Source organism: Pedococcus sp. P2_A3 (assembly GCF_056405035.1).
In genome coordinates this window covers 21,219-46,042 of record NZ_JBFUCW010000002.1, presented here as the reverse complement: position 1 = coordinate 46,042, position 24,824 = coordinate 21,219, and the positions used below count along the sequence as shown (strand labels likewise).

Below are 24,824 nucleotides of genomic sequence, written 5' to 3'. Positions count from 1 at the left end.
GTGCAGGGGCGGGCGGGCTTGGAGCAGCGGCCAGTCTATCCCCGCCCGCGACCTGTCTGGTGGACGGGACTGGATGCGACGCGGGTCACCCTCGGGACTAGTCTCGGAGCGTTGCCGTGCGACGCCTGTTCAGCTCAGTGTGAGGAGACCCATCCGTGCCCACCACGACCCGTTCCGCCAAGTCAACGCCCGCGCGGAAACGCAGCACCTCGCTGCGTCCGCCGGTGGCGCGCAAGGCCGGTTGGACCGACCTCGACGTGCGCGCCGTGGACACCGTCAGGGTGCTCGCCGCCGACGCCGTGCAGAAGGTCGGCAACGGTCACCCGGGCACGGCCATGAGCCTCGCCCCGGCGGCATACCTGCTCTACCAGAACGTCATGCGCCACGACCCGTCCGACTCCCACTGGCTCGGGCGCGACCGGTTCGTGCTGTCGTGCGGGCACTCCAGCCTCACCCAGTACATCCAGCTCTACCTGTCCGGCTACGGCCTCGAGCTCGACGACCTCAAGGCGTTGCGCACGTGGGGCTCGCTCACCCCGGGCCACCCGGAGGTGCACCACACCAACGGTGTCGAGATCACCACGGGCCCGCTCGGTTCCGGCCTGGCCTCGGCGGTCGGCATGGCCATGGCGCAGCGGCGACAGCGCGGGCTGTTCGACCCCGACGCCAAGCCCGGCACCAGCCCGTTCGACCACCACATCTGGGTGCTGGCGTCCGACGGCGACATCATGGAAGGCGTCTCGCACGAAGCCTCCGCGCTGGCCGGCCACCAGGAGCTCGGCAACCTCACCGTCATCTACGACCAGAACACGATCTCGATCGAGGACAAGACCGAGATCTCGTTCTCCGAGGACGTTGGCAAGCGCTACGAGGCGTACGGCTGGAACGTCGTCACCATCGACTGGCGCGGCGACGGCACGAGCGGCGGGTACGTCGAGAACGTCGACCAGCTGCTGGCTGCCCTCGAGAAGAGCCGGACCTCGCGCAAGCCCACCTTCGTCGTCCTGCGCACGATCATCGCGTGGCCCGCCCCGACCAAGCAGGACACCGGCAAGTCGCACGGCTCGGCCCTCGGCGAGCCCGAGATCGCTGCTACCAAGGAGCTGCTGGGCTTCGACCCGAAGAAGACCTTCGAGGTGCCCCGGCCACTGATCACCCACACCCGCAAGGTGGTGGCGCGCGGCAAGGCGGCACACAAGGCGTGGGACAAGACGTATGCCGCCTGGCGCAAGGCCCAGCCGGAGCGCGCCGCCCTCCTCGACCGCCTCGTCGCAGGCGAGCTGCCGGACGGCCTCGACAAGGCTGTCCCGACTTTCGCCGCCGACGCCAAGGGCATCGCGACCCGCGCGGCCTCGGGCAAGGTGCTCGGCGCCCTGGCCGACATCGCGCCGGAGCTGTGGGGCGGTTCGGCCGACCTCGCCGAGTCCAACAACACGACGATGGAGGGCCAGCCGTCCTTCATCCCCAAGTCGAAGCAGACCCGTGAGTGGTCCGGCGGCCCGTACGGCCGCACCCTCCACTTCGGCATCCGCGAGTTCGGCATGGGCCTGATCCTCAACGGCATCGCGCTCGAGGGCCTGACCCGTCCCTACGGCGGCACCTTCCTCGTGTTCTCCGACTACATGCGCCCCGCGGTACGACTGGCCGCCATCCAGCAGACGCCGGTGACGTTCGTGTGGACGCACGACTCCATCGGCCTCGGTGAGGACGGCCCGACGCACCAGCCGATCGAGCACCTCGCCGCCCTGCGCGCCATCCCGTCGTTCGACGTCGTGCGACCGGCTGACGCCAACGAGACCGGTGCGGCGTGGCTCGCCATCCTGCGCAACCGCCGCCCCGCCGGACTCGCGCTCAGCCGCCAGAACCTGCCCATCGTCGACCGCTCCGGCGCCGACGGAGCGGGCAAGGTGAGCGGGGTCGCCAAGGGCGCCTACGTCCTCTACGACTCCAGCAAGGCGACCCCGGACGTGATCCTCGTGGCCACCGGCTCCGAGGTGCAGCTGGCCGTGGAGGCCCGCGAGACGCTCGAGAAGTCGGGCATCGCCACGCGGGTCGTGTCGATGCCGTGCCGCGAGTGGTTCGAGGACCAGACGCCGGCCTACCGCGAGAAGGTCCTGCCTGCGGAGGTCAAGGCCCGCGTGTCGGTCGAGGCCGGCGTGCCCCAGGGCTGGCGCGACATCGTCGGCGACGCCGGCGAGATCATCGGGATCGACCACTTCGGCGCGTCTGCCGATGCCGCCACCCTCTTCCGTGAGTTCGGATTCACCGCGGCTGCCGTCGTGGCCGCAGCCAAGAAGTCCCTCAAGACCGTCAAGGGAAAGTGAACTGCCATGACTGACAACGCAGCCCTCAAGGCCCTCGCCGACAACGGCGTCTCCGTCTGGCTGGACGACCTGTCGCGTGAGCGCATCGAGACCGGCAACCTGCAGGAGCTCATCGACACCAAGGGTGTGGTGGGCGTGACCACCAACCCCTCGATCTTCCAGGCCGCGCTGGCCAAGGGCGAGCGGTACGACGCCGACCTCCGGAAGTTCGCCGCCGACGGCAAGACCGTGGACGAGACGGTGTTCGGCCTCACCACCGAGGACGTCCGCAACGCCTGCGACATCCTCAAGCCGGTGTTCGAGGCCACGAACGGCGTCGACGGCCGGGTCTCCATCGAGGTCGACCCGCGGCTCGCGCACGAGACGGGCAAGACCGTCGCGCAGGCCAAGGAGCTCGCCGCAGCCGTGGGCCGCGACAACGTGCTCATCAAGATCCCCGCCACCGTGGAGGGCCTGCCCGCCATCTCGCAGGTGCTGGCCGAGGGCATCAGCGTCAACGTCACGTTGATCTTCTCGCTGGACCGGTACCGCGGCGTGATGAACGCCTTCCTCACCGGGCTCGAGCAGGCCCGCGAGGCCGGCAAGGACCTGTCGAAGATCCACTCCGTCGCCTCGTTCTTCGTCTCGCGCGTCGACACCGAGGTCGACAAGCGGCTCGACGCGATCGGCACCGACGAGGCCAAGGGCCTCAAGGGCAAGGCCGCTGTGGCCAACGCCCGGCTGGCCTACCAGGCCTACGAAGAGGTCTTCGCGACCCCCCGCTGGAAGAACCTGGCCGACGACGGGGCGAACGCCCAGCGACCGCTGTGGGCCTCGACGGGCGTCAAGGACCCCGCCTACTCCGACACGCTGTACGTCACCGAGCTGGTGGCGCCGAACACCGTCAACACCATGCCCGAGAAGACCTTGGACGCCGTCGCCGACCACGGTGAGGTCACCGGCGACACCATCGCCGGCACCTACGAGGAGGCTGGTGGCGTGCTCGACTCGCTCGAGGGCCTCGGCATCTCGTACGCCGACGTCACGGCCCTGCTCGAGCGCGAGGGAGTCGAGAAGTTCGAGGCCGCCTGGGGTGAGCTGCTCGACGAGGCCCAGTCCGACCTCGACCTGGCCCGCGCCGACGTCGCCGAGGCTGGGGACAAATGAGCTCACTCGGCGTGGTGGCTTCGGGCGCGGCGGCCGATGCCATCGCCACCAAGGTGACCGAGCTCGTCGAGTCGCAGTTCGCCAGCAAGCTCTTCGCGCAGGACGCCACGCTGTGGGGTCCGGACGCCGAGTCCGAGTCGGCCATCCGGCTGTCCTGGGTCAACCTGCCGCGCTCGTCCCGGCCACTCCTCGGCGAGATCGCCGCGCTGCGCGAGCAGCTCAAGGGTGAGGGGGTCGACCGGGTCGTCCTCTGCGGCATGGGCGGCTCGTCGCTCGCTCCCGAGGTCATCTGCGCGACCGCCGGCGTCGACCTCGTCGTCCTCGACTCCTCGCAGCCCGACATGGTGCGGGCCGCCATCACCGACCTCGACCGCACCGTGGTCGTCGTCTCGAGCAAGTCCGGCTCGACGGTGGAGACCGACTCGCAGCGCCGGGCCTTCCAGGCTGCCTTCTCCGAGCAGGGCATCGACCCGACCGCCAGGATCGTCATTGTCACCGACCCGGGCAGCCCGCTCGACCAGGAGTCCCGCGCAGGCGGCTACCGCGTCATCAACGCCGACCCCAACGTCGGCGGACGCTACTCGGCCCTGACGGCCTTCGGCCTCGTGCCGTCGGGTCTGGCCGGCGCCGACATCGAGGCACTGCTCGACGACGCCGAGGCCGTGGCCGACGTGCTGAGCGCCGACGACGACGGCAACCCGGGACTTCGTCTCGGCGCGGCGATGGCCGGCACCGACCCGCTGCGCGACAAGTTCGTCATCGTCGACGACGGTTCCGGCATCGTCGGATTCGCCGACTGGGCCGAGCAGCTCATCGCCGAGAGCACCGGCAAGCAGGGCACCGGCGTCCTGCCGGTCGTGGTGGGAGGCGACTCCGATCCCGAGGTGCGGTGGCCGGCCGGCGACGTCACGATCGCCCGACTGGTCAGCGACTCCGACGACGACCTCGACGCCCTGGGTGCGGGTCCCGACGGAGTAGCGGACGGCAGCCGGTCCGAGGTGGCCGTCAGCGGCTCCCTCGGTGCCCAGCTCCTCCTCTGGGAGGTCGCGACCGCTGCGGCCGGTCGTCTCCTGGGTATCAACCCGTTCGACCAGCCTGACGTGGAGAGCGCCAAGAAGGCCGCGCGTGCGTTGCTGGACAAGGGAATCGGCGACGCCGAGGCTCCGGCTGCCACCGATGGGGCGGTCGAGATCCGCTCGCTCGGCGGCGACTGGCTCGGTGACGCGACCACCGTGTCGGACGCGCTGGCGGCCTTGTTCGCCCAGCTCGACCCTGCTCGCGGCTACGTCGCAGTGATGGCCTACCTCGACCGGATCGCCGATGCGACCCTCGCCGACGTGCGGCCCGGGCTGGCCCGGCACACCGCACGACCCACCACCTTCGGCTGGGGGCCGCGGTTCCTGCACTCGACCGGGCAGTTCCACAAGGGTGGGCCCGCGACGGGGGTCTACCTGCAGGTCACGACAGCCCCCCACGAGGACCTGGAGATCCCGGGACGGGAGTTCACCTTCGGTGACTTCATCGCCTCGCAGGCAGCCGGTGACGCCCAGGTCCTGGCGGAGCACCAGCGCCCGGTGCTGCAGCTGCACCTGACCGACCACGACGCAGGCCTGGCCCAGATCACCCAGGCACTGACCGACCTGTCCCCCACGGAAGGCGACGCATGAGCCCCACGCGGGTGACGCAGGAGAACAACCCGCTTCGCGATCCTCGCGACAAGCGACTGCCGCGCATCGCCGGCCCCTGTGGGCTGGTGCTGTTCGGAGTGACCGGCGACCTGGCCCGCAAGAAGCTCATGCCGGCCATCTACGACCTGGCCAACCGCGGGCTGCTGCCGCCGGGCTTCTCCCTGGTCGGTTTCGCACGTCGTGACTGGGCCGACCAGGACTTCGGCAAGATCGTCTACGACGCGGTCAAGCAGTACGCCCGCACGCCGTTCCGGGAGAGCGTCTGGCGCAACCTCGCCGAGGGCTTCCGGTTCGTGCCGGGTACCTTCGACGACCCGACCTCCTTCGACCTCCTGGCCGCGACGGTGAAGAACCTCGAGGAGGAGCGTGGGACCGGCGGCAACCTCGCGTTCTACCTGTCGATCCCGCCCTCTTCCTTCTCGGTGGTCTGCGAGCAGCTCGAACGCTCCGGTCTGAGCAAGCCCGACGCCAACGCGTGGCGGCGCGTGGTGATCGAGAAGCCGTTCGGCCACGACCTGAAGAGTGCACGCGAGCTCAACGACATCGTCGAAGGCGTCTTCCCGCCCGACGCGGTCTTCCGGATCGACCACTACCTCGGCAAGGAGACCGTCCAGAACCTGTTGGCCCTGCGGTTCGCCAACCAGATGTTCGAGCCGGTCTGGAACGCCAACTACGTCGACCACGTGCAGATCACCATGGCCGAGGACATCGGCATCGGCGGCCGCGCCGGCTACTACGACGGCATCGGTGCCGCGCGTGACGTGATCCAGAACCACCTGCTCCAGCTCCTCGCCCTGACGGCCATGGAGGAACCCGTGTCGTTCGCGGCCGAGCACCTGCGCGCCGAGAAGGAGAAGGTCCTCTCGGCGGTGCGCCACCCCAAGGACCTCGGCAAGTCCACGGCGCGCGGCCAGTACGCCGCGGGCTGGCAGGGCGGCGAACAGGTCGGCGGCTACCTCGACGAGGACGGCGTGGCCAAGGGCTCGCGCACCGAGACGTATGCCGCGATGAAGCTCGAGATCGACTCGCGCCGTTGGGCCGGGGTCCCGTTCTACCTGCGCACCGGCAAGCGCCTCGGCAAGCGCGTCACCGAGATCGCCGTGGTGTTCAAGAAGGCGCCCCACCTGCCGTTCAACGACACGGCCACCGAGGAGCTGGGACAGAACGCCATCGTCATCCGCGTGCAACCCGACGAGGGCATCACCATGCGCTTCGGGGCCAAGGTGCCGGGAGCGCAGATGGAGGTCCGCGACGTCACGATGGACTTCGGCTACGGCCGCGCCTTCACCGAGTCGAGCCCCGAGGCGTACGAACGGCTCATCCTCGACGTCCTGCTCGGCGACCCCCCGCTCTTCCCCCGGCACGAGGAGGTCGAGCTCTCCTGGGAGATCCTCGACCCGGTCGAGGAGTACTGGTCGAAGTCACGTGGCGAGCTCGAACCCTACGTGTCGGGCGGCTGGGGGCCGCTCGGCGCCGACGAGATGATGCGCCGTGACGGCCGCGTCTGGAGGATGCCTTGATCGTCGACCTGCCCAGCACGAGCACCGTGGCGATCAGCAAGAAGCTGGTTGCCCTCCGTCAGGACACCGGGGCGATGGCCCTGGGCCGCGTGCTCACGCTCCTCATCGTCGTCGACGAGCAGGACGCCGAAGAGGCGATCCAGGCCGCCAACGACGCCAGCCGGCAGCACCCCTGTCGCATCATCGCCGTCGTCATCGGCAACAAGCGCGGCCAGTCGCGGATCGACGCCCAGATCAGGGTGGGCGGCGACGCCGGCGCGAGCGAGGTCGTCGTGCTGCGGCTCTACGGCGCGCTGGCCGACCACGGACGCAGCGTGGTCATCCCGCTCCTCCTGCCCGACTCCCCCGTGGTCGCGTGGTGGCCCACCGACGCCCCCACGCACGTGTCCCGTGACCCCATCGGCTCGATGGCCCAGCGACGCATCACCGACGCCGCCGAGTCCAAGAACCCCCGGGCCACGCTCAAGGCGCGCGCCGCGGCATACACCCGTGGTGACACCGACCTGGCCTGGACGCGCGTCACGCTGTGGCGTGGGCTCCTCGCGGCCGCCCTCGACCAGCCGCCGTTCGAGCCCGTCACCGAGGCCACGGTCACCGGGGGCTCGGACTCCCCGTCCACCGACCTGCTGGCGGCCTGGCTCGCGCAGACCCTGCGGTGCCCGGTGCGCCGGGCGCGCTCGCGCACCGGCACCGGCATGGTCAGCGTGCGGCTCGAGCGTCGCAGCGGGGCCATCGACCTGGTCCGTCCGGACGGCGCGATCGCGACGCTGAGCCAGCCGGGACAGCCGGTCCGCCGGATCTCCCTGGCCCGTCGCGCGACGGCGGAGTGCTTGGCCGACGAGCTGCGCCGCCTCGACCCCGACGAGATCTACGAGGAGACCATCCGCAGCGGCTTGGCCAAGGTGGGCACGAAGTCGTTGACCGCCAGCGAGGCCGTCCGAGAGGGCGAGGCGCCGTCGGTCAAGGAGGCCGAGCGCGAGTCGCGCCGCCTCGCCCGGAGCACGTCCAAGGCCAGCAGCGCGGAGATGGTGCAGGCTCCCCCGCCGGCCGCCAAGGCGGACACCGCGGTCGTCAAGAAGGCGGCCGCGCGCAAGCTGGCCAAGACCACGTCGGCCGGGGCGACCGCCAAGGCCAAGGCGGCCACCACGTCGCCCCCGTCGGGCGGCCCGAAGGCGAAGGGCTCCAAGGCATGAACGCCGCGCCGGTCGTGGTGGTGCACCCTGACAAGCAGTCCGTCGCCGACGGGGGCGCCGCCCGACTGGTCACGACGCTGCTCGATCTGCAGGCTGCGGGCCGGGCGCCGCACGTCTCGCTGACCGGCGGCTCACTGGGGTCGGCGATCATCGCGTCGATCCTGCAGGTGCCGGCGCACACCGCGGTGGACTGGTCGACGGTGTCGGTGTGGTGGGGCGACGAGCGCTACCTGCCCGCCGGTGACGCCGACCGCAACGACACCCAGAACGACGCCGCCGGTCTCGACCGGCTCGGGCTCGACCCGGCCAACGTGCACCGCGTCGCTGGTCCCGACACCAGCGAGTCGGCCGAGGACAGCGCGGAGCAGTACTCGGCTGCGGTCCGCGGCAGTGGTGGCGGCGAGTTCGACGTGATGATCCTCGGGGTCGGTCCCGACGGCCACGTCGCGTCGTTGTTCCCCGGACACCCGGCCCAGCTGACGACGGACGCCATCGCCGTCGCCGTGCACGACTCCCCCAAGCCACCCCCCGACCGCGTCTCGCTGACCTTCGAGTGCCTCAGCCGCTCCGACCGCGTCTGGTTCCTCGTCGCCGGCGCGGACAAGGCGGAGGCGGTGCGGCACGGCGTCGAGGGAGCCGGGCCCGAGCTGTCCAGTGCCGCCCAGGTGCGCGGCATCCGGGAGACGCTCTGGCTCGTGGACGCCGACTCCGCGGCCGACCTCCCCGCCTGAGCCAGCCGCCTGAGCCGACCACCCGGGCACGACAGAAGCGCCGCCCCGGAGGTCCGGGGCGGCGCTGTGTGTCTGGGGTGCGGCTGCTACTGGATGAGCTTGCGCTCCCGCAGCGTCGCCAGCGCCTCGTCGAGGATGGCCTTGCCGTCCGCGTCGGAACGACGCTCCTTCACGTAGGCGAGGTGGGTCTTGTACGGCTCGACCTTCGGCGGGGCGGGCGGGTTGGCCTCGTCCTGTCCTGCGGGGAAGCCGCAGCGGGGGCAGTCCCAGGTCTCGGGCACGGCCAGGCCGGGCTCCTCGGCGAACGACGGGCGCGTCTGGTGGCCGTTGGCGCACCAGTACGAGACGAACACCCGGGGGGCCGCCTCGCCGCGCTCGGCCTCGCCCATGGGGCCGGCGCCGACTCGGCTGCCTCGGATTGCGTTGCCACCTGCCATGTGCGGGAGGTCCTATCTGGTCAGGGAGAGTGGGGGGACGGGGGTCTGGCTGGTCAGTTGGTGAAGCGGTCGATCAGGCCGATGCCCACGATGCACGCGAACCAGATCACGCCCACGGCGACGGTGAACCGGTCGAGGTTGCGCTCGGCGACGGACGACGAGCCCAGCGACGTGGACATGCCACCACCGAACATGTCGGAGAGGCCGCCACCCTTGCCCTTGTGGAGCAGGATCAGCAACGTCAGGAACAGACCACCGATGACCAGCAGGACCTGCAGGCCAATGCGTACGGCTTCCACGGAGCACCCATCTCGAGTCGACGTCAGTTGTCACTGCGAAAAACGCAGCAGGGGTCAGGATACCTGTTCGTCGCTCAGGAGGTCGCCAGGTGGTCCTTGTAGCGGCAGATCGAGGCGAACTCGGCGGGGTCGACCGACGCACCGCCGACCAGGGCGCCGTCGACGTCCTCCTGCGCCATGATGGCCGCGACGTTGGCGGCCTTGACCGACCCGCCGTAGAGGACGCGCACCGCGTCGGCCAGGTCGCCCGAGTACAGCTCGGCCAGCTTGGTGCGGATCGCGGCACAGACCTCCTGGGCGTCATCGGGCGTGGCGACCTCACCCGTGCCGATGGCCCACACCGGCTCGTAGGCGACCACGATCGTCGCGGCCTGCGCGGCGGTCACCTCGGCGAGCCCGGCCTCGAGCTGCGCCAGCACGTGCTCGAGGTGGGTCCCCGCCTGCCGGATCTCGAGCGGCTCGCCGATGCAGAAGATCGGCGTCAGGCCGTGGCGGTACGCGGCCTTCACCTTCGCGTTGACGGTCTCGTCGGTCTCGTGGTGGTACTCCCGCCGCTCGCTGTGGCCGGCTAGCACGTAGGTGCAGCCGAGCTTGGCGAGGAAGGCGCCGCTGATCTCGCCCGTGTAGGCACCGCTGTCGTGGGTCGACAGATCCTGCGCTCCGTGCCGCAGGTCGAGCCGGTCCCCGTCGATGAGGGTCTGCACCGAGCGCAGGTCGGTGAACGGGGGCAGCACGGCCACCTCCACCGCGCCGAAGTCGTGGCGACCGTCGCGGAGGGTCCAGTCCAGCTTCTGCACGAGGTGGGTGGCCTGCAGGTGGTCGAGGTTCATCTTCCAGTTGCCGGCCATGAGCGGCGTGCGTCCGGAGGTCTTGGCTGCCATCTGTCGTCCTAGGGGGTATGCCGGCGGGCCGGGCAGGGTGCCCGGCCCACCGAACGGTCGTTGGTCTGGTCCGCGGTGGTCAGAGCCAGGTCAGGCGGTCGGCTCGTCGAGCACGGTCAGGCCCGGGAGCTCCTTGCCCTCGAGGTACTCCAGGCTTGCGCCGCCACCGGTGGAGATGTGACCGAACTGGTCGTCCGCGAACCCGAGCTGCCGCACCGCGGCTGCGGAGTCGCCACCACCGATGACGGTGAGTGCACCCTTCTCGGTGACCTCGACGAGAGCCTCGGCCACGGCAGCGGTACCCGCGGCATACGGGGCCATCTCGAACGCGCCCATCGGGCCGTTCCAGAACACCGTCTTGCAGTCCTTGAGCTTGGTGGCGAACAGCACGCCGGACTCGGGGCCGATGTCGAGGCCCATCCGGTCGGCTGGGATCGCGCCGGCCGGCACGACGTCGTGGTCGGCGTCGGCCGAGAACTCCGTGGCGGCCACGATGTCGACGGGCAGGACGATCTCGACGCCGCGCTCCTCGGCCTGCTGCAGGTATCCCTTCACCTGCTCGACCTGGTCTGCCTCGAGGAGGCTCTTGCCGACCTCGTAGTCCTTGGCGGCGAGGAAGGTGAAGACCATGCCGCCGCCGATGAGCAGGCGGTCGGCGGTCTGGAGCAGGTTGTCGATCACCCCGAGCTTGTCGGAGACCTTCGCGCCGCCAAGCACCACCGCGTAGGGGCGCTCGGGCTCCTCGGTGAGCCGCTTGAGCACCCCGACCTCGGTCTCGACGAGCCCGCCGACGGCGGCGGGGAGCAGCCGTGCGACGTCGTAGACGCTGGCCTGCTTGCGGTGCACCACCCCGAACCCGTCGGACACGAACACGTCGGCCAGGCCGGCGAGCTGCGCGGCGAACTCCGCGCGCTCCTCGTCGGTCTTGGCCGTCTCTCCCGGGTTGAACCGCAGGTTCTCGAGCAGCACGACGTCGCCGTCCTCGGCAGCCTCGACCGCCGCCCTGGCGCTCTCCCCCACCGTGTCGGTGGCGAAGGTGACGTCCTGCCCGAGCAGCTCACCGAGGCGCGTGGCCACCGGGGCCAGCGAGTACCGGTCCTCCGGGGCCCCCTTGGGCCGTCCGAGGTGGGCGCACACGACGACGCGCGCGCCCGCCTCGGAGAGGGCCTTGATGGTGGGGGCCGACGCGCGGATGCGTCCGTCGTCGGTGATCGTGCTCCCGTCGAGGGGGACGTTGAGGTCGGAGCGGACCAGGACGCGCTTGCCGCGCAGGTCGCCCAGCTCGGAGATGGTGTGCATCAGCAGTCGCCCGGGACCGGGGTCAGAGCGACTGGCCGACGAGGACCACGAGGTCGGCGAGGCGGTTGGAGTAGCCCCACTCGTTGTCGTACCAGCCGATGACCTTGACCTGGTTACCGATGACCTTGGTCAGGCCGGCGTCGAAGATGCAGGACGCCGGGTCGGTCTCGATGTCCTTGGAGACGATCGCGTCCTCGGTGTAGACGAGGATGCCCTTGAGCGGTCCCTCGGCAGCGGCCTTGACCGCGGCGTTGACCTCTTCCGCCGTGGTCTCCCGCCCGGCCTCGAAGGTGAGGTCGGTGGCCGAACCGGTGGCGATCGGGACGCGCAGCGCGAACCCGTCGAGCTTGCCCTTGAGCTCGGGCAGCACGAGACCGATCGCCTTGGCGGCGCCGGTCGAGGTCGGCACGATGTTGAGGGCAGCGGCGCGGGCCCGACGGAGGTCCTTGTGCGGGGCGTCCTGCAGGTTCTGGTCCTGGGTGTAGGCGTGGATCGTCGTCATGAGGCCCTTGACGATCCCGAACTCGTCGTTGAGGACCTTGGCCATCGGGCCGAGGCAGTTCGTCGTGCAGGACGCGTTGGAGATGATCGTGTGCTTGGCGGCGTCGTAGTCGCCGTCGTTGACACCCATCACGATGGTGATGTCCTCGTTGGACGCCGGCGCCGAGATGATGACCTTCTTGGCGCCACCGTCGATGTGCGCCTTGGCCTTCGTGGCGTCGGTGAAGAAGCCGGTGGACTCCACGACGACGTCGGCGCCGACGGAGGCCCAGTCGATCTTGGCGGGGTCGCGCTCCTCGAAGACCTTGAACGTCTTGCCCCCTGCCGTGATGGAGGTGTCGTCGAAGGTGACGTCGCCCGGGAAGCGACCCAGGATGGAGTCGTACTTGAGCAGGTGGGCCAGCGTCTTGTTGTCCATCAGGTCGTTGGTGGCGACGACCTCGATGTCGGCTCCCGACGCCTCGATGGCGCGGAAGAAGTTGCGGCCGATGCGGCCGAAGCCGTTGATACCTACGCGAACAGTCACGATGCCAAGTCCTTCTCAGATGGGGACGGTATGCCGCGTGCTCGCGGCACGGTGTTGCTCGCTGCCGAGCCTATTGGATGGGCCGCACCCCGAGGCAGGCGGTCCGGCGTACGGGCGGGTAACCACCACGGAAGCGGCGGGGCGCAGGGTGCCGGGTTGTCCGGCATACCGGACGCCGTCAGGAGTCGCCGCCGAACAGGTCGCGGGTGTAGACCTTGTCGGCGACCGGTTCGAGCTCGGCGACCATCCGGTTGGCGACGATGACGTCGGAGACCTCGGCGAACTCGGCGAGGTCGCGGATCACCCGGGACCCGAAGAACGTGTCGTCGGCGAGGGCGGGCTCGTAGACCACGACCTGCACGCCCTTGGCCTTGATGCGCTTCATGATGCCCTGCACGCTGCTGGACCTGAAGTTGTCGGAGCCGGACTTCATGATCAGCCGGTGGATGCCCACGACCTGCGGCTTGCGGCGCAGGATGTCGGTCGCCACGAAGTCCTTGCGCGTCGTGTTGGCGGTGACGATCGCCTCGATGAGCGACTGCGGCACGTCGTGGTAGTTGGCCAGGAGCTGCTTGGTGTCCTTGGGGAGGCAGTACCCGCCGTAGCCGAACGAGGGGTTGTTGTACCCCGGGCCGATCCGCGGGTCGAGGCCCACGCCCTCGATGATCTGGCGGGGGTCGAGATCGTGGGTGAGCGCGAAGGTGTCGAGCTCGTTGAAGAAGGCCACCCGCATCGCGAGGTAGGTGTTGGCGAACAGCTTGACCGCCTCCGCCTCGGTGCTGTCGGTCAGGAGCACCGGGACGTCGGGCTCGAGGGAGCCCTCGACGAGCAGGTCGGCGAAGGCGCGCCCACGGTCACCGAGGTCGCCGACCACGATCCGCGAGGGGTGCAGGCTGTCCCAGAGCGCCCGCCCCTCGCGGAGGAACTCGGGGCTGAAGATGAGGTTCTCGGTGCCGAGCCGCTGGGCCAGGGCCCGGGTGAACCCCACGGGCACGGTCGACTTGACCACCATCACCGCACCCGGGTTGGCCGCCGCGACATCGGCGGCGACCTTCTCGACGGTCGAGGTGTTGAAGTAGTTGGTCACCGGGTCGTAGTCGGTGGGGGTGGCGATGACGACGAAGTCCGCGCCGGAGTAGGCCTCGTCGGAGTCGTCGGTGAAGGTGAGCCGCAGCTCGCGGTGGGCGAGGAAGTCCTCGATCTCCGCATCCTTGATCGGGCTACGTCCCTCACGGAGTCCGGCGACCCGGGCCCGGTCGATGTCGAAGGCGGTGACGTCGTGGTGCTGCGAGAGCAGCACGGCCATCGACAGTCCGACATACCCCGTGCCGACGACGGCGATCCTCGTCATGCTGGCTCCTCGTGCGTGCGTCGTGCAGACGGCTCAGGCGTCGAGCATGTCGGGCGTCAGGTTGGCCTCGGTGCCCGGGATGCCGAGGTCCTGCGCGCGCTTGTCGGCCATCGCCAGCAGCCGGCGGATCCGGCCGGCGACGGCGTCCTTGGTCATCGGCGGCTGGGCCAGCTGGCCGAGCTCCTCGAGCGAGGCCTGCTTGTGCTCCAGGCGCAGGGCGCCCGCCTCCTTGAGGTGGTCGGGGATGTCGTCACCGAGGATCTCCATGGCGCGGTGGACCCGGGCGCCGGCGGCGACGGCGGCTCGCGCCGACCGCCGGAGGTTGGCGTCGTCGAAGTTGGCCAGCCGGTTCGCGGTGGCCCGGACCTCGCGACGCATGCGCCGCTCCTCCCACGCCATCACGGCGTCGTGGGCACCGAGCCGGGTCAGCATCGCCCCGATCGCGTCGCCGTCGCGGATCACGACCCGGTCGACACCGCGCACCTCGCGGGCCTTGGCCTGGATGCCGAGCCGGCGGGCCGCACCCACCAGGGCCAGCGCCGCCTCCGGCCCGGGACAGGTCACCTCGAGGGCGGAGGACCGACCGGGCTCGGTGAGCGAGCCGTGGGCGATGAAGGCACCCCGCCACGCAGCCTCCGCGTCACAGGCGGAGGCGCTGACGACCTTGGGCGGCAGGCCCCGCACCGGCCGGCCGCGGGCGTCGATGAGGCCGGTCTGCCGGGCCAGCGCCTCGCCGTCCTGGACCACGCGCACGACGTAGCGGCTGCCCTTGCGCAGCCCCCCGGCAGCCAGGACGAGCACCTCGGACGGGTGGCCGTAGAGGTCGCTGATGTTCTTGCGGAGCCGGCGCGCGGCGTTGGCGGTGTCGAGCTCGGCCTCGACGACGATCCGGCCGCCGACGATGTGCAGCCCGCCCGCGAAGCGCAGGGTCGCGGCCACCTCCGACTTGCGGCAGCACGGCTTGGTGACGTCGAGCCTGCTGAGCTCGTCCTTGACCCGCGCCGTCATCGCCATTGCTTCATCCTGCCATCTCGCTGTCCTGCACTGGTGGGCTGTGGTCCCATGCTCCGTCGTCTCCCCCGTCCGCCGCACCCGAGGGCACCGGCACCTGCTCGTCCGACTCAACCACGTCCGTCAAGCATGTCGCGGTGAGGTCATTCGCTGACCGTGTCGTTCGCTGACCGTCCCGGACGTCAGCCGAAGAGGTCACGGTATGCCGCGGCGAGCCGAAGCGAGTCATGGTGCCCGGGTGCGCCGCGCTGCGCCACCGGGGCGAGGACGAGGTCCGCACCGAGCTTGCGCGCAGCCGCACGCAGCCCCGCCTCGTCGTCCACCGCTCCGGGATCTGCGAGGACGGCGTCGAGGCGCATCCGCGGCGCATGGTCGACGAGGGCCTCCACCTGTTGAGCGGCGGTGAAGCCCGCGGTCTCGCCGGAGTGCTCGAGGTTGAGCGTGAGCAGGCGGTTGGCCGTGGTGTCGTGGAGCGCTTCTCGGAGGGCCGGCACCATCAGGTGGGGCATCACCGAGGTGAACCACGAGCCAGGGCCGAGGATCAGCCAGTCCGCCGCGAGGACCGCGGAGATCGTCTCGGGCGCGGACGGCGGGTCCTGCGGCTCGAGGGCGATGCTCACGACCGTGCCCCGCGTGGTGGCCACCGCCACCTGCCCGCGCAGCGTGGTGAAGCCGTCGGGGTCGGCCTCGTCGAGGCCATGGACGCGGGCCGTGATCTCGAGCGGCACGGCGGCCATCGGCAGCACCCGTCCCCGGGCGTTCAGCAGCCTGCCGACGAGGTCGAGGCCGACGACGGGGTCCTGGTGGACGTCCCAGAGGGCCGTGATCAGGAGGTTGCCGAGGGCGTGGCCGCCGAGCGGTCCGTCACCGCGGAAGCGGTGCTGGAGCACGTCACGCCAGGTATGCCCCCACTCGGTGTCGTCGCAGAGCGCGGTCAGCGCCATGCGGAGGTCACCGGGGGGCAGCACGCCGAACTCGTCGCGCAACCGGCCGGACGAACCGCCGTTGTCGGCCACCGTGACCACGGCGGTGATGTCGTCGGTGACGAGCTTGAGCGCCTCGAGCGACGCCGCGAGCCCGTGACCGCCCCCGAGGGCCACGACAGCGGGGCCGCTCACTCCTGCCCCAGGTCGCGGTGCACGACGAAGGTCGCCACGTCATCGCTGCTCAGGCGGGTGCGCAGCGCCTCGGCAACGGCCACCGACCGGTGCTTGCCGCCGGTGCAGCCGACCGCGAGCGTGACGTAGCGGCGGCCCTCCCGGATGTAGCCCTCGGTGACCGGCTCCATGAGGTCGACCACGCGGTCGACGAACGCCGGGGCGCCCTCCTGGGCCATGACGAAGTCGGCAACCGGGGCGTCGCGTCCGGTGAAGTTGCGCAGCTCCGGGATCCAGAACGGGTTGGGGAGGAAGCGCATGTCGAAGACGAAGTCGGCATCGAGGGGCACGCCGTACTTGAAGCCGAACGACATCACGGCGATCCGCACCTTGTGCCCGGAGTCATCGGAGAAGACCGGGTGGACCTTCTTGGCGAGCTGGTGGACGTTCAGGCCGGAGGTGTCGATGACGACGTCGGCCTGCGACCGCAGGTCGGCGAGCATCGCTCGTTCACGGATGATCCCGTCGAGCAGCCGACCGTCACCCTGGAGCGGGTGGGGGCGACGCACCGACTCGAAGCGCCGCACGATCGCCTCGTCCGTGGCGTCGAGGAAGACCAGGTTGGGTCGCCAGCCGCGGGCGCGCAGCTCGTCGAGGGCCGCCTGGAGGTGGTTGAAGAACCCTCGGGCCCGCACGTCGACGACGGCCGCCACCCGCGGCAGGCTGCCCCGCTGCGGCGCCTCATCGGCCAGGTCGGCCAGGGAGACCAGGAGCTGGGGCGGCAGGTTGTCGATGACGTACCACCCGGAGTCCTCCAGCACGTTGGCGGTGGTCGACCGGCCGGCGCCACTCATGCCGGTCACGATGACCAGCTCGGCCGGGTCGTGTCCGTCCATGACCTCGTCGGTCATCCCTGCTCCGTCTCCTGGGTGGTGGTGGTCGGTCGGCGCTCAGTCATCGTCGAGGATCTCGCCGGTCATCAGGTTGACGGCCGGGGCGGGAGTGCCCGCCGAGACCAACTCTGCCGCAATCGTGGCCGCCAGCGCAGGTCCGATGCCGGAAACCTCCTGCAGCTCCTCGGCGGACGCGGCCCGCACCTTCTTCACCGAACCGAAGTGGCGCAGGAGCGCCTTGCGCCGCGTCTCCCCCAGCCCGGGGATGCCGTCGAGGACGCTGCTGGTCATCGCCTTGGAGCGGCGCTGCCGGTGGAAGGTGATGGCGAAGCGGTGCGCCTCGTCGCGCACCCGTTGGAGGAGGTAGAGCCCCTCGCTCGTGCGGGGCAGGATCACCGGGTAGTCCTGGCCCGGCACCCAGACCTCCTCGAGCCGCTTCGCCAGCCCGACGACCGCGACGTCGTCGATGCCGAGGGCGGTGAGGGCGGCGTGGGCGGCGTTGACCTGGGGCAGCCCGCCGTCGACCACCACAAGGTTGGGCGGGTAGGCGAACTTCTTCGGCTTGCCGGTGTCGGGGTCGATGCGCTCCGGTCCCGCCTCGGGGTCTGGCCCCAGCTCGACGTCCGAGGCCTGGTCGCGCTCCTCGAGGTAGCGCTGGAAGCGCCGGGTCAGCACCTCGTCCATCGCGGCCGTGTCGTCCACCTGCTCACCGCGGATGACGAAGCGGCGGTACTCGGACTTGCGGGCCAGGCCGTCCTCGAAGACGACCATCGACCCGACCACCTGCGACCCCTGGATGTGGCTGATGTCGTAGCACTCGACCCGCAGTGGGGCATCGGCGAGGTCGAGGCTGGTCTGGAGCTCCTGCAGGGCCAGGCTGCGCGCGGTGAGGTCGCCGGCGCGGGCGAGCTTGTGGCGGGCGAGCGACTGCTTGGCGTTGCGGTGGACGGTCTCGAGCAGGGTGCGCTTGTCGCCGCGCTGCGGCACCCGCAGGTCGACGGCCGACCCGCGCAGCGACCCGAGCCACGCGGAGACCGCATCGGGGTCGTCCGGCAGCACGGGCACGAGGACCTCGCGCGGGACGCTGTCGCCGGACTCGCCGCCGTAGACCTGCTGCATGAGGTGGCCGATGATCTCGGGGACCGTCTCGGCGTCCATCTCGGCCACCCAGCCACGTTGTCCTCGCACCCGCCCACCCCGGACGTGGAACACCTGGACCGCGACCTCCAGCCCGTCGTCCTCGAGCGCGAACACGTCGGCGTCGGTGCCGTCGCCGAGCACGACGGCCGACTTCTCGAGCGCCTTGCCGAGCGCCACCAGGTCGTCGCGCAGGCGGGCCGCCTGCTCGAACTCCAGCGACCGGGACGCGGCCGCCATGTCGCGCTCGAGGCGCTTGACGAAGCGGGTGGTGTTGCCGGCCATGAAGTCGCAGAAGTCCTCGGCGATCGCCCGGTGCTCCTCGGGCGTGACCCGGCCCACGCAGGGCGCCGAGCACTTGTCGATGTAGCCGAGCAGGCACGGACGGCCGACCTGCCCGGCTCGCTTGAACACCCCCGAGGAGCAGGTGCGCAGCGGGAAGACCCGCAGCAACAGGTCGAGGGTCTCGCGGATCGCCCAGGCGTGGGCGTACGGACCGAAGTAGCGGGTGCCCTTGCGCTTGGCGCCGCGCATCACCTGCGCCCGCGGGAACTCCTCGCCGAGGGTCACCGCGAGGTAGGGGTAGGACTTGTCGTCGCGGTACTTGACGTTGAACCGGGGGTCGTACTCCTTGATCCAGGAGTACTCGAGCTGGAGCGCCTCCACCTCGGTGGACACGACCGTCCACTCGACGCTCGCCGCGGTGGTGACCATCGTCGCCGTGCGGGGGTGCAGCGCCCCGATGTCCTGGAAGTACGAGGACAGCCGGGGACGCAGGGACTTGGCCTTGCCGACGTAGATGACCCGCTTGGCCGAGTCCCGGAACCGGTAGACACCCGGGTCGACGGGGATCTCCCCGGGCGCCGGGCGGTAGGTCGACGGGTCAGCCACGACTCCACTCTATGGAGGGTCACCGACGGCGCTCCCCGCGCCCCACGAGGTATGCCGCGCGGCGGCTGCGTGGTGACCGCGCGGCATACCTGCCCCTGCGCTGGTGGGACCCGGCCCGACGGTCAGGTGACGGTGATCCCGTCACCGCTGACCGAGATCGCCTTCTCGGGCAGCGCCTGCGTGGCCGGACCCTTGGTCACGGCGCCGGTGGCGATGTCGAACTCGCTGTGGTGGCAGCTGCTGCACTTGATCATCCCGTCGGAGACCTCGGAGAGCAGGCACTGCTGGTGGGTGCACACGGCGCTGAAGGCCTTGAAGTCACCCGAGGTGGGCTGGGTGACCACGACCTGCTGGTCCGCGAAGATCTTGCCTCCGCCGACCGGGATGGTCGCCTTCGAGATGGCCGCCTTGGCCGCGTCGGTGGCCGAGCTGGCGGCGTTGGTGGCGGCGTCCTGGGCCGATCCGCAGGCGGCCAGCGTGGCCGCGCCGACCCCGGCCAGGCCGACCGACGCCAGGACGGTGCGGCGGGAGGGGCCGGGAGCGCTCGGCGCGCCCGGCGTGGAGACCGGGCCAGAGACCGGGCCGGAGACCGGGGAGGGGGTGTCGTGGGGGGTGGTCATGCGCGCGCCTTTCGGTGGAGGTGCCCCTTGGCGAGGGGACTGACCAGGTGGCCCGAGGGTGCGGGCCCGACATGGGTACTACGTGCGACGCTGCCATGACGTTCCGGTGGATATGACCGCCGGGGTGATAACGACACGGTCACGCATGCGCTCGATGTGCTCACACACACGGTGAGCGGCGGCATAGTCTGCACACACCCCAACCGGGGTGACCCGCGGGTGCAGGCTGTCCCGCGTGCTCCAGATGACTTCAGGAGGAGTCTTGCGTTCCGTGTTCAAGATTGGCGCGCCACTCGTGGCCGCTGCCCTCGCGCTGTCTGCCTGTGGCGGGACCACCGGCAACGGTGACTCCGCCTCTGGCAAGGCGTGTGACCTCAAGATCGGCTTCTTCGGTGCACTGACCGGCGACGCCGCCAACCTCGGTATCAACATCAAGAACGGCGCCGAGCTCGCCGTCACCCAGTACAACGAGAAGAACCCGAACTGCAAGGTGACGCTCACCTCGTTCGACAGCCAGGGCGACCCGTCCATTGCACCCGGGCTGGCCCAGAAGGCGGTCACCGACAAGAAGCTGGTCGGCATCGTCGGCCCCGCCTTCTCCGGTGAGTCCAAGGCCGCCGACCCGATCTTCGAGAAGGCCGGCCTGAACACCATCACCGCCTCGGCCACCAACTCGCTGCTGTCCGAGAACGGCTGGAAGACCTTCCACCGCATCCTCGGCAACGACGCCACCCAGGGTCCCGCTGCGGCGAAGTACATCAAGGACATCCTCAAGGCTCAGAAGGTGTTCGTGTCCGACGACACCTCCGAGTACGGCAAGGGCCTGGCCGACTTCGTCAAGAAGGACCTGGGCTCCCTCGTGGTCGGGAGCGACGAGACCGCCGCCGACGGCAAGCAGGACGACTTCTCGCCGACCGTGACCAAGGCCAAGGCCTCGGGTGCCACCGCGTTCTTCTACGGCGGCTACTACTCGAACGCCAGCAAGCTGGTCAAGCAGCTGAAGGACGGTGGCTTCACCGGCACCTTCGTCGCCGCTGACGGCGTCAAGGACGACGGCTTCATCAAGGGCGCCGGCGCGGCTGCGGAGGGCTCCATCCTCACCTGCCCGTGCCTCCCCCCGGACAAGGCACCCGAGTTCGGTGCTGCGTACAAGAAGGCGTACAACTCGGACCCGGCCACCTACTCGGCCGAGGCCTACGACGCCGCCAACGTCTTCCTCGCCGCCATCAAGGCCGGTAAGACGTCGTCTGCGGACATGATGTCCTTCATCAGCTCCTACAGCGCTCAGGGCGTGACCAAGAACGTCAAGTTCGACGCCAAGGGTGAGCCCGCCGAGGTCTCCGTGTGGGCCTACAAGGTCTCCGGCGGCAAGATCGTCGCGGATCAGGAAATCAAGTAGCACCACGCGTAGCGGCCAGGACTCTCGGCATCGGGGGTCCTGGCCGCTACCGTGTTCCCGTCCGGACGCGGACCGCGTCGGCGCAGGTTCGCCGCGTTCCCCTCATATCGGAGGTCTGATGGATCTTCTGCTGCACCACTTCTGGGAACTCACGATCGGCGGGCTGGCCTTCGGCGCCGTCTATGCCTTGATCGCCCTCGGCTACACCCTCGTCTACGGTGTGCTGCGCCTGATCAACTTCGCCCACTCCGAGGTCTTCATGTGGGGGAGCTTCGCCGCCGTGTGGGTGCTCCTCGCGCTCGGCGCCACGAAGGCGTCCGGCTTGGGCGTGATCGGCTTCCTCGTGATCGGTTTCCTGGCCGCGATGGGCACGTCAGCCCTCGTCGCCCTCGGCCTGGAGTTCGTGGCCTACCGCCCACTCCGCAAGCGGAACTCCCCGCCGTTGATCGCGCTGATCTCGGCGATCGGCGCCTCCTACGTCCTGTCGGAGGCCATGGGCCTGCGCGACAAGCCGTTCAAGTGGTTCGGCAAGGACGCCGAGCTGGCCCAGTACGTCGGTCGGCCCCGTGAGGCGTCGCCCTTCCCGCTGAACATCGAGACCAAGCGGCTCTTCACGCTGTTCGACTACCAGGTCTCCAACAAGGACCTCATCGTGCTCGGCTCGGCCATCGTCATGATGGTCGTGCTCGACCAGTTCGTGAAGCGCTCACGGCTCGGCCGAGGCATCCGCGCCGTCGCCCAGGACCCGGAGTCGGCCGCCCTGATGGGCGTCAACCGCGACCGCGTCATCCGGTTGACCTTCGTGATCGGCGGAGCGATGGCCGGTGCCGCCGCCATGATGTACCTGATCCGGATCGGGCAGATCCGCTACAACTCGGGCTTCCTGCTCGGCGTCAAGGCCTTCACGGCTGCCGTCCTCGGCGGCATCGGCAACCTGCGGGGCGCCCTGCTCGGTGGCTTCGTCCTCGGTGTCGCGGAGAGCTACGGGTCGGCGTTCTTCGGGTCGAACTGGAAGGACGTCGTCGCCTTCACCCTGCTGGTCGTCATCCTCCTGTTCCGACCCACCGGCCTGCTCGGTGAGTCCCTCGGAAAGGCACGCGCATGAACGCCGTCTCGGACTTCTTCCACGGGGTCGGCGACCGGTTCCGGGCGCTGCCCCGCTGGGCCAAGCTCGTTCTCATGGCCGCAGCGGTGGTCCTCGTCTACCTCCTGCCGATCCTCAACCCGCCACTCATCACCACGACCGACTCCGACTTCGGCGCGGTCCTGTTCATCTGTGCGCTGTACGCCCTCGTGGCGATCGGGCTGAACATCGTCATCGGGTATGCCGGTCTGCTCGACCTCGGGTACATCGGCTTCTTCGCGATCGGTGCGTTCACCGTCGGCATCCTCGGGTCGGCGCACGGCAACGTACCGCTCCTGCTGTGCATCCCGATCGCGATGGTCGTGACGCTGATCTCCGGCATCGTCCTGGGTGGACCCACGCTCCGGGTCCGCGGCGACTACCTCGCCATCGTGACGCTCGGCTTCGGTGAGATCGTCCGACTGATCCTGGTCAACGCCGACTCGCTCACGGGTGGTTCGCGCGGCATCTCCAACATCCCGACGCCGCCCAGCCTCGACCTGTTCGGCATCCCGCACCTGGTGTGGGACGGCTTCGTCGCCAAGGTGGACCTCGAGAACCAGACCCGGTTCATCCAGTTCTCGGTGACCGACTCGATCCCCTACTACTGGCTGGCCCTCACGCTGGTGTTCATCGTGCTCTTCCTCGACTGGCGGATGCAGAACTCCCGCGTCGGCCGGGCCTGGGAGGCGACGCGGGAGGACGAGGACGCCGCCGAGCTCATGGGCGTGCCCACGTTCCGCTTCAAGCTGCTGGCGTTCGCCACGGGTGCTGCCATCGGTGGCCTGTCCGGTGCGCTCTTCGCCACCAAGCAGCAGTTCATCAACCCCGACAACTTCACGATCCTCTACTCGGTGTTGTTCGTCGCGATGGTCGTCGTCGGCGGCCAGGGCAACCGGTGGGGCGTGATCCTCGCCGCCTTCCTGCTGACCTGGGCGCCGGAGAAGTTCCGGTTCCTGTCCGATGCACGCTTCATGCTCTTCGGACTCGCGCTGATGGCCCTGGCGATCTTCCGCCCGCAGGGTCTGCTGCCACCTCGCAGATCTGTCCGGGCCAAACAGGCCGACGTCGAGACCGAGGTCCTCGAGGAAGGAGCCACCCATGCCTGACACCACTCCCGCCCCGGCGCCGGACGACCGACCGGGCACCGACGACGCCACGGCGTCGCGGGGCCCCCGGGTCGACGACGACACCGTTCTCCCGCCCGATGAGTCGGTGCCGAACACCTCGGTGGACATCTCCGTCGAGGAGGTCGCGGACCTGCCCAAGGGCAAGCTGCTCGAGGTCGACGACGTCACGCTCCGCTTCGGCGGCGTCACGGCCCTGGACGGCGTCTCGTTCCACATCAACACCGGAGAGATCCTCGGTCTCATCGGCCCGAACGGCGCCGGCAAGACCACCTGCTTCAACGTCATGACCGGCGTCTACCAGCCCACCTCGGGCGGCGTGCGGTTCCTGGGCGAGCCGCTGGGCAAGCGCAAGAAGTTCCAGATCACCAAGCTGGGCATTGCGCGCACGTTCCAGAACATCCGGCTGTTCCACAACATGACCGCGCTGGAGAACGTCCTCGTCGGTGCCGACGCGCACCACTCGACGGGCATGGGCTCGGCCCTCCTCCGGCTCCCGAAGCACCACGCCGAGGAGAGCGAGGGCATGGAACGTGCCTTCGAGCTGCTCAAGTTCATGGGGTTGGAGAAGCGGGCCGACGAGCTGGCTCGCAACCTGGCCTACGGCGACCAGCGCCGGCTCGAGATCGCCCGTGCGCTGGCCACCAACCCCAAGCTGCTCTGCCTGGACGAGCCGGCCGCCGGCTTCAACCCTGCGGAGAAGGCTCGGCTGATGGAGCTCATCCAGTCGATCCGCGACCAGGGCTACACCGTCCTGCTCATCGAGCACGACATGAAGCTCGTCATGGGCGTCACCGACCGGATCGTGGTGCTGGAGTTCGGCAAGAAGATCGCCGAGGGCCTGCCCGCCGAGATCCAGGACAACCCTGCGGTGATCGCCGCCTACCTGGGAGTTGATGAAGATGCTTCTTGAGGTCGAGGACCTCTGTGTCAACTACGGGCGCATCGAGGCGATCCGCAACATCTCGTTCACCGTGGACGAGGGCGAGGTGGTCACCCTGATCGGGGCCAACGGCGCCGGCAAGACGACCACCATGAAGACGGTGTCGGGGCTGCGGCCGGTCCGTGCGGGCGCCGTACGGTTCGAGGGCCAGGACATCACGTCGATGCCCCCGCACGAGCGGCCGGTGCTGGGCATCGCCCAGTCGCCCGAGGGTCGTGGGTGCTTCGTCGGGATGACGGTCCTGGAGAACCTCGACATGGGCGCCTACGCACGCAAGGACCGCAAGACGCCCAAGGTCAAGGAGGACCGCGACCGCGTGTTCGGGCTCTTCCCGCGGCTCGCCGAACGCCGCAGCCAGGTCGCCGGCACCATGTCGGGTGGCGAGCAGCAGATGCTCGCGATCGGCCGGGCGCTGATGGCCAACCCGAAGCTCCTGCTGCTCGACGAGCCCTCGATGGGTCTGGCGCCCAAGCTGATCCAGCAGATCTTCGACATCATCACCGAGATCAACAAGCAGGGCACCACGGTGCTGCTCGTCGAGCAGAACGCCGCCCAGGCCCTCAAGCGGGCCCACCGTGCGTACATCCTCGAGACCGGCGAGATCGTCCGAGAGGGCACCGGTCAGGAGCTCGCGAACGACCCCGCGGTCAAGGCGGCCTACCTCGGCGGCGACGTCTAGGCGAGACA

General features: G+C 69.9%; 22 protein-coding genes. 11 read left to right on the top strand and 11 right to left on the bottom strand.

The annotated features are described in order from the left end of the window. The first annotated feature begins 155 nt into the window (after nt 1-155). Genes tkt through pgl form a run of 6 tightly spaced genes read left to right on the top strand, consistent with a single transcriptional unit; the run spans nt 156 to nt 8,602 of the window. A complete protein-coding gene (gene tkt, locus AC1DX8_RS02210) occupies nt 156-2,324 on the top strand; it encodes a transketolase (protein WP_477628268.1) in 2,169 nt (722 codons plus the stop codon). A 6-nt stretch (nt 2,325-2,330) separates the two neighbouring features. After that, a complete protein-coding gene (gene tal, locus AC1DX8_RS02205; protein WP_477628267.1) occupies nt 2,331-3,470 on the top strand; it encodes a transaldolase in 1,140 nt (379 codons plus the stop codon). Continuing rightward, nucleotides 3,467-5,137, top strand: coding sequence for a glucose-6-phosphate isomerase (locus tag AC1DX8_RS02200; protein WP_477628266.1), 1,671 nt, complete (start codon nt 3,467-3,469; stop codon nt 5,135-5,137). The genes tal and AC1DX8_RS02200 overlap by 4 nt, the downstream gene beginning before the upstream one ends. Then, the gene (gene zwf / locus AC1DX8_RS02195) at nt 5,134-6,678 is read left to right on the top strand and encodes a glucose-6-phosphate dehydrogenase (protein WP_477628265.1); all 1,545 of its coding nucleotides are present in this window, start codon (nt 5,134-5,136) and stop codon (nt 6,676-6,678) included. The genes AC1DX8_RS02200 and zwf overlap by 4 nt, the downstream gene beginning before the upstream one ends. After that, the gene (opcA, locus tag AC1DX8_RS02190; protein WP_477628264.1) at nt 6,675-7,871 is read left to right on the top strand and encodes a glucose-6-phosphate dehydrogenase assembly protein OpcA; all 1,197 of its coding nucleotides are present in this window, start codon (nt 6,675-6,677) and stop codon (nt 7,869-7,871) included. Before zwf ends, opcA begins: the two co-directional genes overlap by 4 nt. Then, entirely contained in the window at nt 7,868-8,602 is a 735-nt protein-coding gene (gene pgl / locus AC1DX8_RS02185; protein WP_477628263.1) for a 6-phosphogluconolactonase, read from the top strand. The genes opcA and pgl overlap by 4 nt, the downstream gene beginning before the upstream one ends. Before the next feature lie 86 nt (nt 8,603-8,688). Here the strand turns inward: pgl and AC1DX8_RS02180 are convergent, their stop codons facing one another. The 11 genes from AC1DX8_RS02180 to AC1DX8_RS02130 all read right to left on the bottom strand — a co-directional run bounded on the left by AC1DX8_RS02180 (nt 8,689) and on the right by AC1DX8_RS02130 (nt 19,545). Next, entirely contained in the window at nt 8,689-9,039 is a 351-nt protein-coding gene (locus AC1DX8_RS02180; RefSeq protein ID WP_091782702.1) for an RNA polymerase-binding protein RbpA, read from the bottom strand. 53 nt (nt 9,040-9,092) lie between these two features. After that, on the bottom strand, nt 9,093-9,338 hold the full coding sequence (gene secG, locus AC1DX8_RS02175; protein WP_477628262.1) for a preprotein translocase subunit SecG: 246 nt from the start codon (nt 9,336-9,338) through the stop codon (nt 9,093-9,095). 74 nt (nt 9,339-9,412) lie between these two features. Further along, nucleotides 9,413-10,219: a triose-phosphate isomerase gene (gene tpiA / locus AC1DX8_RS02170; protein WP_477628261.1), complete on the bottom strand. Its 807-nt coding sequence runs from the start codon at nt 10,217-10,219 to the stop codon at nt 9,413-9,415. Nucleotides 10,220-10,309: 90 nt separating this feature from the next. Continuing rightward, nucleotides 10,310-11,518, bottom strand: coding sequence for a phosphoglycerate kinase (locus tag AC1DX8_RS02165; RefSeq protein ID WP_477628260.1), 1,209 nt, complete (start codon nt 11,516-11,518; stop codon nt 10,310-10,312). Between the two features lie 22 nt (nt 11,519-11,540). Then, nucleotides 11,541-12,545: a type I glyceraldehyde-3-phosphate dehydrogenase gene (gap, locus tag AC1DX8_RS02160; RefSeq protein WP_477628259.1), complete on the bottom strand. Its 1,005-nt coding sequence runs from the start codon at nt 12,543-12,545 to the stop codon at nt 11,541-11,543. Between the two features lie 178 nt (nt 12,546-12,723). After that, nucleotides 12,724-13,896: a nucleotide sugar dehydrogenase gene (locus tag AC1DX8_RS02155; RefSeq protein ID WP_477628258.1), complete on the bottom strand. Its 1,173-nt coding sequence runs from the start codon at nt 13,894-13,896 to the stop codon at nt 12,724-12,726. Between the two features lie 33 nt (nt 13,897-13,929). Then, nucleotides 13,930-14,910, bottom strand: a complete 981-nt coding sequence (gene whiA, locus AC1DX8_RS02150; RefSeq protein WP_056921110.1) for a DNA-binding protein WhiA — start codon at nt 14,908-14,910, stop codon at nt 13,930-13,932. 179 nt (nt 14,911-15,089) lie between these two features. Then, on the bottom strand, nt 15,090-16,025 hold the full coding sequence (locus tag AC1DX8_RS02145) for a gluconeogenesis factor YvcK family protein (RefSeq protein ID WP_477628257.1): 936 nt from the start codon (nt 16,023-16,025) through the stop codon (nt 15,090-15,092). Further along, on the bottom strand, nt 16,022-16,915 hold the full coding sequence (gene rapZ / locus AC1DX8_RS02140) for an RNase adapter RapZ (protein WP_477628256.1): 894 nt from the start codon (nt 16,913-16,915) through the stop codon (nt 16,022-16,024). Before rapZ ends, AC1DX8_RS02145 begins: the two co-directional genes overlap by 4 nt. A gap of 39 nt (nt 16,916-16,954) precedes the next feature. Further along, entirely contained in the window at nt 16,955-18,925 is a 1,971-nt protein-coding gene (gene uvrC / locus AC1DX8_RS02135; RefSeq protein ID WP_477628255.1) for an excinuclease ABC subunit UvrC, read from the bottom strand. A 122-nt stretch (nt 18,926-19,047) separates the two neighbouring features. Then, on the bottom strand, nt 19,048-19,545 hold the full coding sequence (locus AC1DX8_RS02130; RefSeq protein ID WP_477628254.1) for a Rieske (2Fe-2S) protein: 498 nt from the start codon (nt 19,543-19,545) through the stop codon (nt 19,048-19,050). 271 nt (nt 19,546-19,816) lie between these two features. On the opposite strand from AC1DX8_RS02130, the gene AC1DX8_RS02125 reads away from it, so the two are divergent. From AC1DX8_RS02125 to AC1DX8_RS02105, 5 genes are all read left to right on the top strand, one after another. After that, entirely contained in the window at nt 19,817-20,944 is a 1,128-nt protein-coding gene (locus AC1DX8_RS02125; protein WP_477628253.1) for a branched-chain amino acid ABC transporter substrate-binding protein, read from the top strand. 118 nt (nt 20,945-21,062) lie between these two features. After that, nucleotides 21,063-22,049: a branched-chain amino acid ABC transporter permease gene (locus AC1DX8_RS02120; protein WP_477628252.1), complete on the top strand. Its 987-nt coding sequence runs from the start codon at nt 21,063-21,065 to the stop codon at nt 22,047-22,049. Beyond that, nucleotides 22,046-23,176 carry a branched-chain amino acid ABC transporter permease gene (locus AC1DX8_RS02115; RefSeq protein WP_477628251.1) on the top strand — a complete coding sequence of 377 codons (1,131 nt, stop codon included), beginning with the start codon at nt 22,046-22,048 and terminating at the stop codon, nt 23,174-23,176. The genes AC1DX8_RS02120 and AC1DX8_RS02115 overlap by 4 nt, the downstream gene beginning before the upstream one ends. Next, nucleotides 23,169-24,107, top strand: a complete 939-nt coding sequence (locus AC1DX8_RS02110; RefSeq protein WP_477628250.1) for an ABC transporter ATP-binding protein — start codon at nt 23,169-23,171, stop codon at nt 24,105-24,107. Before AC1DX8_RS02115 ends, AC1DX8_RS02110 begins: the two co-directional genes overlap by 8 nt. Continuing rightward, the gene (locus AC1DX8_RS02105; protein ID WP_477628474.1) at nt 24,097-24,816 is read left to right on the top strand and encodes an ABC transporter ATP-binding protein; all 720 of its coding nucleotides are present in this window, start codon (nt 24,097-24,099) and stop codon (nt 24,814-24,816) included. The genes AC1DX8_RS02110 and AC1DX8_RS02105 overlap by 11 nt, the downstream gene beginning before the upstream one ends. Nucleotides 24,817-24,824: the final 8 nt, after the last annotated feature.